The 12,580-nt window shown below is 39.0% G+C and carries 15 protein-coding genes; all 15 read right to left on the bottom strand.

The genetic code is table 11. The annotated features are described in order from the left end of the window. Positions 1–20: 20 nt before the first annotated feature. Positions 21–152 (bottom strand): CcmD family protein, encoded by a 132-nt coding sequence (locus AA980_RS26425; protein WP_082195739.1) that lies wholly within the window; start codon positions 150–152, stop codon positions 21–23. 12 nt (positions 153–164) lie between these two features. After that, positions 165–926 carry a cytochrome c biogenesis protein gene (locus AA980_RS14150; RefSeq protein WP_024029786.1) on the bottom strand — a complete coding sequence of 254 codons (762 nt, stop codon included), beginning with the start codon at positions 924–926 and terminating at the stop codon, positions 165–167. 3 nt (positions 927–929) lie between these two features. Next, positions 930–1,610: a heme exporter protein CcmB gene (locus AA980_RS14145; protein WP_024029785.1), complete on the bottom strand. Its 681-nt coding sequence runs from the start codon at positions 1,608–1,610 to the stop codon at positions 930–932. Continuing rightward, positions 1,607–2,311 (bottom strand): ABC transporter ATP-binding protein, encoded by a 705-nt coding sequence (locus tag AA980_RS14140; protein ID WP_024029784.1) that lies wholly within the window; start codon positions 2,309–2,311, stop codon positions 1,607–1,609. Before AA980_RS14140 ends, AA980_RS14145 begins: the two co-directional genes overlap by 4 nt. Before the next feature lie 22 nt (positions 2,312–2,333). Continuing rightward, a complete protein-coding gene (locus tag AA980_RS14135; RefSeq protein WP_024029783.1) occupies positions 2,334–3,329 on the bottom strand; it encodes a hypothetical protein in 996 nt (331 codons plus the stop codon). After that, positions 3,326–3,700 (bottom strand): hypothetical protein, encoded by a 375-nt coding sequence (locus tag AA980_RS14130; RefSeq protein ID WP_024029782.1) that lies wholly within the window; start codon positions 3,698–3,700, stop codon positions 3,326–3,328. Before AA980_RS14130 ends, AA980_RS14135 begins: the two co-directional genes overlap by 4 nt. A 12-nt stretch (positions 3,701–3,712) precedes the next feature. Beyond that, positions 3,713–4,219: a cytochrome c-type biogenesis protein CcmH gene (locus AA980_RS14125; RefSeq protein ID WP_024029781.1), complete on the bottom strand. Its 507-nt coding sequence runs from the start codon at positions 4,217–4,219 to the stop codon at positions 3,713–3,715. Position 4,220: 1 nt separating this feature from the next. After that, a complete protein-coding gene (locus tag AA980_RS14120; protein WP_024029780.1) occupies positions 4,221–6,203 on the bottom strand; it encodes a heme lyase CcmF/NrfE family subunit in 1,983 nt (660 codons plus the stop codon). Between the two features lie 25 nt (positions 6,204–6,228). Continuing rightward, entirely contained in the window at positions 6,229–6,681 is a 453-nt protein-coding gene (locus AA980_RS14115; RefSeq protein ID WP_024029779.1) for a cytochrome c maturation protein CcmE, read from the bottom strand. A 13-nt stretch (positions 6,682–6,694) separates the two neighbouring features. Next, a complete protein-coding gene (locus AA980_RS14110; RefSeq protein ID WP_024029778.1) occupies positions 6,695–7,753 on the bottom strand; it encodes a hypothetical protein in 1,059 nt (352 codons plus the stop codon). A gap of 367 nt (positions 7,754–8,120) precedes the next feature. Continuing rightward, positions 8,121–8,804 carry a c-type cytochrome gene (locus AA980_RS14105; protein ID WP_024029777.1) on the bottom strand — a complete coding sequence of 228 codons (684 nt, stop codon included), beginning with the start codon at positions 8,802–8,804 and terminating at the stop codon, positions 8,121–8,123. 9 nt (positions 8,805–8,813) lie between these two features. Continuing rightward, positions 8,814–9,266 (bottom strand): PCYCGC motif-containing (lipo)protein, encoded by a 453-nt coding sequence (locus AA980_RS28040; protein WP_328586713.1) that lies wholly within the window; start codon positions 9,264–9,266, stop codon positions 8,814–8,816. A gap of 827 nt (positions 9,267–10,093) precedes the next feature. Continuing rightward, complete coding sequence (gene efp / locus AA980_RS14095) at positions 10,094–10,651, bottom strand: elongation factor P (RefSeq protein ID WP_024029775.1); 558 nt, start codon at positions 10,649–10,651, stop codon at positions 10,094–10,096. A gap of 20 nt (positions 10,652–10,671) precedes the next feature. Beyond that, entirely contained in the window at positions 10,672–11,733 is a 1,062-nt protein-coding gene (locus AA980_RS14090; protein WP_024029774.1) for a M24 family metallopeptidase, read from the bottom strand. Positions 11,734–11,811: 78 nt separating this feature from the next. Next, the gene (locus tag AA980_RS14085) at positions 11,812–12,309 is read right to left on the bottom strand and encodes a YqhR family membrane protein (protein ID WP_024029773.1); all 498 of its coding nucleotides are present in this window, start codon (positions 12,307–12,309) and stop codon (positions 11,812–11,814) included. Positions 12,310–12,580 lie beyond the last annotated feature (271 nt).

The following is a 12,580-nucleotide window of genomic DNA, read 5'->3' as shown; positions in this document are numbered from 1 at the left end:
CAACAGGCTAAACCAACCTGCTATTTTTCAAGCTGCTTTAAAAACTCAATTTCCTTCTGAAGCTTGCTATGTTTTTTACCAATAATGAACATATAGCCAAAAATGACAACCCAAGCAACGGAATAAGCTCCCAACATATATTCATAATTCATGATTAATTCCCCCTATTTTTCTAATTCTTCTCTTAATTTTTCTTTATATTGTTCAACTTTAAATTTCATTTTCTCAAAGGAAACGCCCTTTTGAAGCAGGTAAGCATAAAGAATCGTGAACGCTGCAATCGTTACTAGCAATGCCACAAGCATACTGCTTTCAATACCGCCGCCTTGTTGGGAAGGCCCGTCACCAAAGACAATTGGGTGGAACTTTGTTTGCCACCAGCGAATCGCAAAGAATACAATCGGAACGTCAGCAAAACCGATGATGCCAAAGACAGCTGAAAGTCGAGCCTTTTTATCCCAAACACCATCCATTTGACGAATCATAATGTAGGCAATGTAGATGAAGAAAAGGATTAATGTCGTAATAAGACGCGGTTCCCAAACCCACCAAGTATTCCAAGCTGACCTTGCCCAAATTGGTCCAGTTGTTAAAACAATGATCGTAAAGACCACACCAATTTCTGCTGAAACATAGGCATAAGTGTCAAAAATTCGCTTGCGCTTGATTAAGAACAAAATACTGAATACAAATGTTACGAAAAACGCCATGAAAGCAAGCCATGCAGAGCTAACATGGAAATAAAAGATTTTTTGCGCGGCATGCATCGTTGATTCTTCCGCCGCAAAGATAAAGATAAAATATAGAGATACTAGCATGGAAATGACTGTACCAGCAAACAGAATTTTTGAAAGACTCGCTGATTTCATACTAGTCAACGGTGTTCCAGGGAGCATCGCTTTCTCTCGTTCGAGATTCATACTCATCACTTAAACCTCCAGCACATAATCGATTAATAAGAAACAAACAACAAAGAAGATAACATCATACGCTGTAACCAATTGAATCCAGGCAATTGCACTCGAAAGCTTTTCGACATTCGTTAAAATGATTTTCGTCGCCTGGACAACACCGATCAGGATCGGCGTTGTGATTGGAAAAAGCAGCAGCGGCAGCAGCATTTCACTGCTCTTAGAGTTAGCGGCTAAGGCAGCTAAGAACGTCCCAATGGCGATAAAACCAAAACTACCTAAGAAAACTACTAAAATAAAATAGGGTACGCTGCCAAGAAACTTGAAATCAAATAGTAAGAATAAAAACGGAATAGAAACGAGTTCAACTACAAGCATCATCGCAAAATTAGCTAAGAATTTTCCTAAGTAAATGCTCGCAGCCTCCATGGGTGCAACCAACAACCCTTGCATCGTCTCATTTCGCTGTTCGGAAATAAACGAGCGGTTCAGACCTAAGATTCCAGCAAATACGATAATGACCCAAATGACTCCCGGAATGACAGCCTTTGTTGTGTTATTTGCAGGGTCAAAGGCAAAGCTGAAAACAACAATAACAAGTCCTGCAAAAATAATTTGTGTAGTTAAGATTTGTTTTGTTTTTAACTCAGAATATAAATCTTTTTTTGCAAGTATCAAGGCAGTGCGGAATAGATTCATGATACACCCTCCACTTGCAACTCATACTTTTCAGAAACAAAACCTAAGTTACGATTTTCAATCTTGAAATCATCGACAATTTTGCCGTTTTTCACAATGATTATCCGGTCGCAGATTTCCGCTGCTTGTTTGAAATCGTGAGTAACCATTAATGTGGTAGCACCTTTTTCCTTCATGGATAGAATTACATTGTTTAGAATAGAAATAGCGCCCTGATCCAAACCGGTATGTGGTTCATCGAGCAGCAAAATCTCCGGATCATGGATAATCGCACGGGCGATGGCAATCCGCTGAATCATGCCGCGCGAGAAATTCTTCACTGGTTCATTTAAAAAGAATGATAACCCAACTTCCTTTACAAGCTTAATCGCTCTTTGCTCCACATCATCGACCCCGTAAATATTCCCAAAGAAAACGAGGTTCTCTAATGGCGAGTAATGATCATACAGCAAACTGGAATGGGGTAAATAACCTAATAGTTTTTTGATTTCAAGATGGTTTTTTTTCAAATCCAAGCCATTAATCTTGATAAGACCCGATGACGGCTTTATCAGGGTTGCCAGTACCTTAAGCAGTGTACTTTTACCAGCACCATTTGGTCCTAATATCGCAACGGTTTCCCCTTTTTTTATAGAGAGGTCAACACCACGTAAGATTAGCTTATTATCAGCTTGCTTCGTCAGTTTTTTTATTTCAATCATAACGGTCACTCCCAACAAGCTGTTATTCGATAAAGTTCCGTAAATTTAACTTAACCTGGACTAAATGCTGTTTATAGGCGGCTAGCTTGGCATGGTACTCAGTTTCAGAGAGCTGCCCGTCACCGAAGGTTTCTTCCAGTTCAATAATCTTATCCATTATCGCCTTTTGCTTCGCCATTAACTGCTTAAAGGCCTTCTCTTCCTTGTCAGCCCCAAGTCGCTCCTCTTCTAATCTTGCTTTCCGTCTAAAGTAGGCAAAATAGGATATCCCCGCGATCACAATGGCTCCGATAATAATCAAAAAGACGTGTGGGTTAAAACGATGTAATGGTGACTGCGCCCACATTCTTAGATGGCCGGGATTATGGAAAGCGGGTGCCGTATGGGTAACAGCACTATTTGCCCCATTTTCACTTGTTGTTTGCTTCTGTTCGGTATCCTTCTTAGCAGGCTGTACGTCTTTGTTGTAAACAAGTGAAAATGGCGAGTTCGCTTGAATATCTTCTATAGTGTAAATCCAAAAGTTCTTACCATCCATATTTAGCAGCTCTGGGCTAACGGCTTGAATCCCGCTCATTTCAAGACTGCCCTTCCCTTCTTCAACAAGGAAGATTAACGATTTTACGGTATAATCAAATGATAAATTGATGTCCTCCCCTTTTTCGATTCTATAGCTGTAGGGAAGCTCAATCCTTTGATCTCCCGGAATTGGAGTAGTGGTAATAAAGCCTGTATCAACTTGCTTAGAAGCAATTTTATTTTCTGTAAAATCTAGATCCTTTGCTCCTTTGGGGAGAGTTACATTTAAAACGGCCTCACTTTTTCCATCACCTTTATATTCATCAGCTGTTGTGTTTAAATAGAAGCCCCTATTATTCAAATAGGTCGAGCCATCTTCGGAAGGTCCAATAACGATATACTGCATATCAATTATGATTTTGGAATCAGATGCTGCCAAACCGTTTAACGGAATTATCAGCATAAGCCCAAGGAGGAGAACGGTGATTTTCTTGATCACTTTCCTTCCCCCTTTTTACTCTGATAGCTTTTCATTTGCGCTTCAATTTCTTTTTCCACTTCGGCCATTAATTCTTGGTCCACTGGTTTATCTGTTATTTGTTCTTCTTCCTTCATAATGCTGGCTACTTCTGATTCGTATTGTTTCTTTAAGCTTTTGTAATCGGCGTGTGAGATTTTATCCATTTTGTACTCAAACTCTATTTCATTCAGAGTGGTCAAAAGCGCTTCTTTCGTCGACGCTAAATCTTGATTTTTAGTACTAACATGTAAATAGGTATCCCACTTAAATAACGGTGACAATATTAGAAACAAACAGACAAGCGCCAGCGCAGCTGTAAAAATCATTGAAATGATTGTGATATCATGCATTTTGCTCACATCCTAAAGATACTTTTTGCGTTCTTCATCGATCATAGAAGAAAGAATTTCTCCTTCTACTTCTTCCTCGGTGTTGTCATATTCAGTGACTACTACTTCTTCTGCTCCTTTTTTCTTCACCCATTTACGAATGATGAAAAACAAAGCCGCTGCAGCTGCTCCTAATACTACAAAAGGAAGAACCCAAGCCATTAAGCTAAAACCGCTTTTCTCTGGAGAAGTCAATATTTCTTCACCATAAATATTGACATAGTATTTACGGATTTTATCCTTATCCCAGCCCTTGTTCATCATCTCAACAAGGTCTTTTTTAAACTCGGTTGTAAGATTACACGTATTGGGATCACATTCATAATGATCTTGTCCGCAGCCGCATGTGCAGGCGAATTGGGATGCGACGGCTTTAAATTCGGCAGATTTATAATTTATTTGTCTGGCCTCCACCTGGAATATTGATCCTTGAAAGATAACCGCTATAAGGAGGAGCCCTATATAAATTTTATTTTTCATATTAAGACACCTCTCTGCGAACTCCTGTGTATCTCGGAGTGACATTACCATATTTTCCGTTCCAAACCGCGAACAGAGCACCAATGACAATCATGAAGGAACCAAACCATAACCAGTTCATCATTGGATTAACCTTGACGACAAAGGTTGCTCTGCCATCATCTTCCCAAGCACTTAATACAATATATAAGTCTTCCTTAAGTGAAGAAATGATCGCTACTTCGGAAGAAGGCTGTTCCCAGTTCCCATAAAACACTTTTTCCGGCTGGAAGGAACCAAGTTTTTTACCATTTTTGAAAACCGTTATATCGGCATAAACAATATCGTTGATACCTTCTCTTTTTTGATCAAGGCGTTCATAATTGAGTCGGTAATCCTTAATTTCAATCGATTGTCCTAAATCAACTGTCTTCATTGTCTCTAAGTCATAGTTTTGTGAGCCGATAATCCCCATGGTAATGAATGCGATGCCAAGGTGGACGATGTATCCTCCATACCTGCGGCGATTTCGGATCATTAATCGGTACAACGCAACAAAAGGTGTTTCTTTCGTCATTTTCCTTCTAGCTTTGACGCCTCGATAAAACTCTAAGTAGTGGGTGATTAATAATAGAATAATAACTCCGTAGCCAATGACTGCCCATGCTTTCTGGATACCTAACTTAACCATTAGAATCATCCCAAGAACAGCAAGGATAGCAGGTATCGTGAAGTTTTTCTTCAAATTTTTTACGGTTGACCGCTGCCAGGCAAGCATTGGACAAACTGCCATCACAAACATCATTGATAAGAGAATCGGTGCTTCTACCTTATTAAAGAACGGCAGCCCCACTGTTACCTTCGTTCCGCGGACAGCTTCAGATACTAGTGGGAAAATCGTTCCCCAGAAGACGGCAAATGCGGCACCAACTAATAATAGATTATTAACTAAGAAGCTGCTTTCTTTAGAGACGAACGATTGGAATTCACCGGCGCTGCGTTTAAGCATATTGTAGCGGCTCATTAACACATATAATGCTAGGATTACGGCTACAGCCATAAAGATTAAGAAGTATAATCCTAGATTTGAATTGGCAAACGCATGAACAGATGTTAGAACGCCGCTTCGTACTAGGAATGTACCAAAGAGTGTCAACGCGTAAGAAACGATGATTAAGCTGATATTCCATATTTTCAGCATGTTTTTCCGTTCTTGAATCATCACAGAATGTAAGAAGGCAGTAGCCGTTAACCATGGCATAAACGACGCATTTTCAACTGGATCCCATGCCCAGTAGCCTCCCCAGCCAAGCTCTACATATGCCCACTGGCCGCCAAAAATATTTCCAAGACTTAAAAACAACCAAGCAATAATTGTCCAGCGTCTCGTCGCTTTTATCCAAAAATCATCGACATTTTTCAAGATTAGCGCTGCCATTGCAAAGGCGAATGGAATGGCAAGACCGACATACCCAAGGTACAGTGTTACTGGATGAATAATCATTCCCGGGTTTTGGAGCATAGGATTTAGACCTTTCCCTTCTATTGGGACTGTATCTAATAGAAGGAAAGGTTTTGCTACAAACCCCAGGATAAAGAAGAAGAAAACCGCGTTAGCCAAAAGAATAGCTGATATATACGGAACCATCGGATTTCCTTTCATCTTCCTGGAAAAAACAATCATCACCATGTATAACGTTAAGAAGAATGTCCACAATAGCAAGGAGCCAGCATTACCAGCCCAAAGGGCCGTTAATTTATAAATGATTGGCAGTTCACTGCTGGTATAATCATGAACGTATTCATACTGAAATTGCGATGTTGCTAAGAGGTAGAACAAGGAAAGCATTGCAAGTGCAGCACAGACAAATAATGCAATCAAACCGCCTTTACCGCTGTTGATAAACTTCTGATTCTTTGTACTAATCCCCAATGTGATAATGAGGAGTGAATAAATTGCAATGGCTAATCCGATATAAATGGTTGCGTTAGCGAATAAAAACATTTCGTCACCTTCTTAAGTTTGCCTGTTATTTTTCTTTCGGTGGTTGATTTAACTTATCTTTATGTGTTTCAGGATCATAGTCCTTAATATCTTTTCCTTCGTATTTTGAAGGACATCTTGTTTTAACTGACTCTGCTTCAAAAGTATCTTTCTTTGTCGGAGATCCTTGAAGAATAGTGATCACACCTTCAGAGAAGTTATCTGGTTTTGGTCCGTTATGAATAACATGCATAATCTGGCCTTCGTTATTTTTTACATCAAATTTCAGCTCGATTTTGTCAGGATTCCATTTAATCGAGTCTTCAATTAATAACCCTTCTACCGTAACAAAATCATCTTTATGCTGATCCTGAGTAGCGAGCAGTTCTTTCATTGTCAACTCCACCCCACTAGAACCAGGTGTTGCTGCCATCAGTAAGAAAACAATGGCCCCTGCAATAATAAAACCGCCTAGCATGACAATCGTGTTTTTTTTCATCCTTCACACCTCATTAGATTAATTTCTTCATTTCTTCTTCGTACATTTCCTGGTCTATCTTTCCGGTTAAGAGTTTCTTGCGGAGTTCCTTTTTTTCCTCCGCATTTGCAACTTTGTTATCTCTTTTTTCAGTTGGTTTCTTTGGCTGCTCCTTATTATGTTTTGAACCCTTTGCTGCTGTAGGAGCTGACTTAGCGTTACCTTTCAATCCCAGGTAAACAAAGAGACCCGCGATAATAATCGCGATTCCAATAATCGATGCACCGCCAACTCCAATAATTGGACGTTTTGAGCTGTCCTTTCCGCCATTTAATACTTGATCTGTTGCAGTCCCATTTACTCCTGCATGGTTTTCATCATTTGGCGGCTGCGCTTTGTTAATTGCTTCCATTGTTGATTCTGTGCCATCTTTCTTATATGTGAAGGTATAGTTCAAGTTTTCTCCGGCTTTTACATTTTTGTATTGATAGTAGTAAAGCTCTTCTCCATAGTCATTTTTGGAATTGTTTGGCGCCTTCGGTTCTAACTGAATATCCTTAGCGTTCATTGGCGCATAAAAGATAACATCAAGCAGATCGATATCGGCATTGTTGATGAGTTGATATGTAAAGCTCTTCTTGTCTTTTACATCAATTGTTTTCGTGTAATATTCAATGACAAATTTGTAAGCCTCGTTATTTTTAATTGGTGTTGCTGGTTTCCAGCTAATGATTCCCTTTTCCTTATCAACATCAAACGGACGCTGTACTTCTGGTTTGTTTTCCTCAGGAAATTCTGCTACTAAAGCAGCTTCAAAGCCTTTATCATTAGCAGGAACGGAAATTACAATTTTGCCATCATAATCTTGGCCGCTTTTGTTTGTAATCGTACCGTACTGACCTACTAGTAACGAAGGAACATCTCTGGATTCCCAATCCTCGGGGTAGTCAAACTCCGGCATAACTTGAATCTGCATTTCCTTCATCGGAAATTTTTCTGCCTGAAAGGCTGTTTCAGCACTTGCCTTTGGTAGGATAAAACTAGAGACAAATGATGCTGTAACGAATAATGCCAACCACTTTTTCTTACACATATTAATCCTCCTTGAATGGAAAACTCATCACTAGGAAGCATTATTTTCCACTATAGTCCTCTTTGAAATAAATATAATCGTTATCTAGCCCTAATTGTTGAGACACTCTTGAACATTTTGTTAAAGGATGTAAATCGTTCTCTTTTCGTCAAAAAACCACCACAAAATTGACACAATTAAGAAAAGCGGAAGCGCCCGTTTAGCGGCGTATGGACTGGAGCGCTTTGACTGAGATAAAGGAAACACGGAGAGCGTAGCGATCCGATGTTGACTTATCGTAGGGAAAAGAGCGAAGTCCACTAGCCGCTGGGCGCTGGAGCTGGACAAATGAAAAGCGAAAAAAAAACCTCGAGCCCATTTGCATGGCTCAAGGTTTTAGGTAATCTTTAGGCACTTCTTTATTTTCTTTTATTGAACGTATATAACTAATGATGTCCGAAATATCTTGCTTTTTTAACTGGCGCACACCTTCCAGGCCCTTTAATGAGGGACCCATCCTTGTTTCTTCGCGGCCATATGCCGTAGCAATCCAGATTTGCTTATCTGTTGTAAACTTTAAATATTGTGGATTAGAAAGAGCTGTACCCATTTTTATTTTGCCAGCTCCTGCCTCACCGTGACAGTTTAGACAATAGACATTGTATTGTTTCATACCTCGATCAGGATCACCGGAAACCGTTTTTGGCACATTAAATTCAAGCTCTTTTGTTTGCCAATTTCTCATAAACGCTGTTAGGTTAACCAAATCCTTTTCCGACAATCTTGGACCATAAGCAGGCATTGCGGTACCTTCTCTGCCATATTTCACATAATTATATAGGTCTTTATCGGATATAACACTTAAAAAATGCTGATTATTAATGGCAGTCCCTGCGTTTGACCCTTCGCCTTTTCCTGTTTCACCGTGACAGACAAGACAATTTTTGATATAGACTTTTTCCCCTGAAGCAATAGCTTTTGAATTCTCGCTGTCAAAAATACCACTATTTCCAATACCCAAAATAACTCCAATAATAATCAAAACATAACTTCCGATTAATATTTTTTTCATGGCTACTACCTACTTTGGTTCAGGTGTTGGTGTTGGATCTCCGGAATTTCCATATTTCCCAGTGATTGATTGATAAATTTTCTTAGGGCTTTTACCGTCAAGATGCATATCTACCGCCTCCCGGGCGATATCGACACAGATATCTCAGGCGACACCCATCGAATCCCATTCCGTAACTGCCTTATCATTTCCAAATTGACCAATGAAGCAATCTAAATTACTTTTATGTCCATCTGATACACCACAGCCGCAATAACATGGAACCTGTGCCACTACTTCCGGGTATTTTGCCGCCATCATATAGGTTTGTTGAACCTTTTCCGGCGAACCCATAACATAATCAGGTAATGGATTATGCTTTTTATCAAGTGCCCATTTTTCGTTATCGAGTTTGGAACCGCAGCCTGCAACTATCAGGGCTATTGTAAAACAGAAAAATAAAAGAGTGGTAATTCGTTTCATTGTTGTATCACCTCTTCCTATTCTTTTATACATTTTAATCTTATCAAAAAGCAATTACACAAATAGTTGCAAATTCTTACTATTTAGTGAAGTTTTTAAGATAATAAAAGGTGAAATTATAAGAAAAGTGCAAGAGCCATGTTCAGCAGCGTATGGCATGTAGCTGGACATTTCTCAAAGCCAAAAGTTTATACTCTCTTAACTTTTAAAAATATCGCAAATTGCTTTAAAAACAGTAACTTTAGGAAAAAAAACAGCCTGTTGTGGGATAGATTATCCGTTTTGGACGTCGAATTGGCGAAAAAATGTAATCAGGAGAGACTTGCCCGTCTGAAAAACATGTTTTCCTGCAAGAAATGCAGTCAATTAGGCTCGCCAAATTTTTTATTAGCGAATTTCGGGAGTTTATTAGCGAATCTTTCTAGTTTATTAGCGAATTTGCCATGTTTATTAGCGAATATAAGGATTTATTAGCGAATTGAAATTTACCATGGAAAAACCTTCGGATAATAGGAGGGCACTGAAAATCTTAAATTTAGACTAGTAAAAGAACTCTGTTGATTGGAACGGAAGGCGGCGAAGACTCCTGCGGGAGTACGGGGCAGGTGAGACCCCGCAGGCGCTAGCGCCGAGGAGGCTCACCGGCACGTCCGCGGAAAGCGAAGCCGCCTGGAGTGGAAATCAACAGACAATTTAGACACACTATCAAAATTTAAGGAACTTTTTCAGTGCCCTTGATAATAGCCCCTTCTTTTTTGTATCCGAGTAATTCTGATATTAAAAAAAGACCTTGTCCGATATGTTCGGAGTAAGGTCTTTTCAATTAATTACGCACGTGAAACGTAAGCTGCTTCTGATGTATTAATGATTAACTTGTCACCTTGGTTGATAAAGAAAGGAACTTGTACATGAAGTCCTGTTTCAAGGGTAGCGGACTTTGTTCCGCCAGAAGATGTATCACCTTTAATTCCCGGCTCAGTTTCCGTTACTTCTAAAACAACCGTGTTTGGTAATTCTACACCAAGGGTTTCAAAATTAAACATCATAATGTGTACTTCCATGTTTTCTTTTAAAAACTTTAGTTCGTATTCAATGTTCGCAGCAGGAAGTTCTACCTGCTCGTAGGATTCCATATCCATAAATACATGTTGATCGCCGCTTGCATACAAATATTGCATTTTGCGGTTATCAATTTGTGCTTTTTCTACTTTCTCGCCAGCACGGAAAGTTTTTTCTTGAATCGCTCCATTACGAAGGTTACGCAGCTTAGAGCGAACAAACGCTGCTCCTTTACCTGGCTTAACGTGTTGGAAATCCAAAACACGCCATAAGCCGCCATCCACTTCAATTGTTAAACCTGTTTTAAAATCGTTAACAGAAATCATCTTTATATCCTCCTAAGGTCTTACAGTATAATTAGTTCTTTTGTAGAATGAGTAAGGGCTTGGTTCCCACCTTCGGTTAATAAAGTATCATCTTCAATCCGAACGCCGCCTAGTCCGGGAATATAAATACCTGGTTCACATGTTACCATCATTCCCGTTTCTAAAATAACGTCAGATTTCATCGAAAGGCTAGGACCTTCGTGAACCTCAAGACCAATACCATGTCCTGTTGAATGCCCAAAGTATTCTCCATAACCTTTTTCTGTTATGTAGTCTCTTGTTAACGCATCTGCTTCCTTACCCGTAATCCCAGGTTTGATTCCAGCCATACCTCTTAGTTGTGCTTCAAGAACAATCTCATAAATTTCTCTTAGCTTCCCGTCCGGCTCACCTACAGCAACTGTCCGTGTAATATCAGAGACATACCCGTTATAGTATGCACCATAATCCATTGTGACGAAATCGCCAGATTCAATTACTTTATTACTTGCAACACCATGTGGAAGTGCGGAGCGATACCCTGAAGCAACAATCGTATCAAAGGAAGATGAAGTCGCACCGGCCTTTCTCATAAAGAACTCCAATTCATTCGATACCTCTAATTCCGTTTTTCCAGGTCGAATAAAATCCAAAATATGTTTAAAAGCTGCATCGGCAATATCTGCCGCTACCTTTAATATCTTAATCTCTGCATCGGTCTTTATCAAGCGTAATTTTTCAATGACTCCTGTGATAGGAACAAGTTCAGCTTCCACTTCTTTATCATATAATTTAAAAGAGGAGCATGTTAAGTAATCCTCTTCAAAACCAAGTTTCTGAATCCCTAAATTTTTTGCAAGTCGCGCGACTTCTTCAGGAATGGAACTAGAAAATTTTACAATTTCAAATCCTTGGCATTGCTTTGTGGCTTGTTCAATATAACGGAAATCAGTAATAAACAGTGCCTGGTCTGCACTAATTAATACAACGCCGGCAGAGCCAGTAAAGTTAGATATGTAGCGGCGATTAAATGGGCTTGTTATCAGAATCCCATCAATTCCGTGATTTGAAAAATTGGATCTAAGTCTTTCTATTTTTTCCAATCGTCTCCACTCTCCTTTTCTAATCCTATTAGGACAAAAATATTTTATCACAACCTAACAATTCCGACTAATCCGAACTTAAGTTGAAGCCTCTTTCTCTTGAACATTATTAATTTGATACTCATAATTAATGGAATAACCAATAAAAATTCCATATAGGATATATAAGCAAAACGAGGTTATGATTGTATCCATGTTTAAATCGTTAAACGGTTTCATCCCTGGAAAAAGAGGATTTAGAATAAAAAACACCAATAGGAACAATACGATCCCATAGCCAATACCAAACCAAAAACCCTTGAATTTTTTTAGAACAGCATAATAAATAAAGGCGGCGACTACAGAAAACACACCCATTAAAATAATGGATATTACGGTTCCCAGCCACCCATGTTTCCAATCTCCCAGAACCCATGGTTCTAGTATGACATTTGGACGAATTTCTGTAAAATTAAAATAGTAGGCAAAAAATCCAACCGTTCCCCAAAAAATTCCTCCAAATAAACCGGTCCAAAATACCATAGCCCAAAATGACATCGGTTTTGGATAATTTACGCTTTCCTGTTCCTTTACCATTGTACCAACCTCCATTTACTTTAAATTTTTGGGATTGCACTTATCATATGAGGTGATTGTTCAAGAATCACAATAAAAATGGAAAATCTATACTAAATTCGATAATATTATGCCCTTAGTATGTTAATCCTTACATGTAAAAATATTTTTTCTAATTTTAAATGGAAATATTATGTCATCCTAGAGGTTTTTTCATTTTTCTAGTAGAATAACAATTAAGTACAAACAGATTTTAAATTTCTGCTATTGTGCAACTTTTGATATAGGTTGG

Origin of the sequence: Neobacillus vireti, assembly GCF_001026695.1 — a bacterium.
In the GTDB taxonomy this organism is placed as follows: Bacteria; Bacillota; Bacilli; order Bacillales; family Cytobacillaceae; genus Neobacillus; species Neobacillus vireti.
The sequence above is the reverse complement of the archived record's forward strand: the minus strand, read 5'-3'. Positions and strand labels throughout refer to the sequence as shown.

What these genes read in the sequence shown, in the direction of transcription:
- AA980_RS14115 (WP_024029779.1), bottom strand. Translation starts at nt 6,681, where the DNA reads ATGAAAAAAAACACGATTGTCATGCTAGGCGGTTTTATTATTGCAGGG.
- AA980_RS26425 (WP_082195739.1), bottom strand. Translation starts at nt 152, where the DNA reads ATGAATTATGAATATATGTTGGGAGCTTATTCCGTTGCTTGGGTTGTC.
- AA980_RS14085 (WP_024029773.1), bottom strand. Translation starts at nt 12,309, where the DNA reads ATGGTAAAGGAACAGGAAAGCGTAAATTATCCAAAACCGATGTCATTT.
- AA980_RS14120 (WP_024029780.1), bottom strand. Translation starts at nt 6,203, where the DNA reads ATGTTTTTATTCGCTAACGCAACCATTTATATCGGATTAGCCATTGCA.
- efp (WP_024029775.1), bottom strand. Translation starts at nt 10,651, where the DNA reads ATGATTTCTGTTAACGATTTTAAAACAGGTTTAACAATTGAAGTGGAT.
- AA980_RS14140 (WP_024029784.1), bottom strand. Translation starts at nt 2,311, where the DNA reads ATGATTGAAATAAAAAAACTGACGAAGCAAGCTGATAATAAGCTAATC.
- AA980_RS14145 (WP_024029785.1), bottom strand. Translation starts at nt 1,610, where the DNA reads ATGAATCTATTCCGCACTGCCTTGATACTTGCAAAAAAAGATTTATAT.
- AA980_RS14150 (WP_024029786.1), bottom strand. Translation starts at nt 926, where the DNA reads ATGAGTATGAATCTCGAACGAGAGAAAGCGATGCTCCCTGGAACACCG.
- AA980_RS14130 (WP_024029782.1), bottom strand. Translation starts at nt 3,700, where the DNA reads ATGCATGATATCACAATCATTTCAATGATTTTTACAGCTGCGCTGGCG.
- AA980_RS14105 (WP_024029777.1), bottom strand. Translation starts at nt 8,804, where the DNA reads ATGAAAAAAATATTAATCGGAAGTTATGTTTTGATTATTATTGGAGTT.
- AA980_RS14125 (WP_024029781.1), bottom strand. Translation starts at nt 4,219, where the DNA reads ATGAAAAATAAAATTTATATAGGGCTCCTCCTTATAGCGGTTATCTTT.
- AA980_RS14110 (WP_024029778.1), bottom strand. Translation starts at nt 7,753, where the DNA reads ATGTGTAAGAAAAAGTGGTTGGCATTATTCGTTACAGCATCATTTGTC.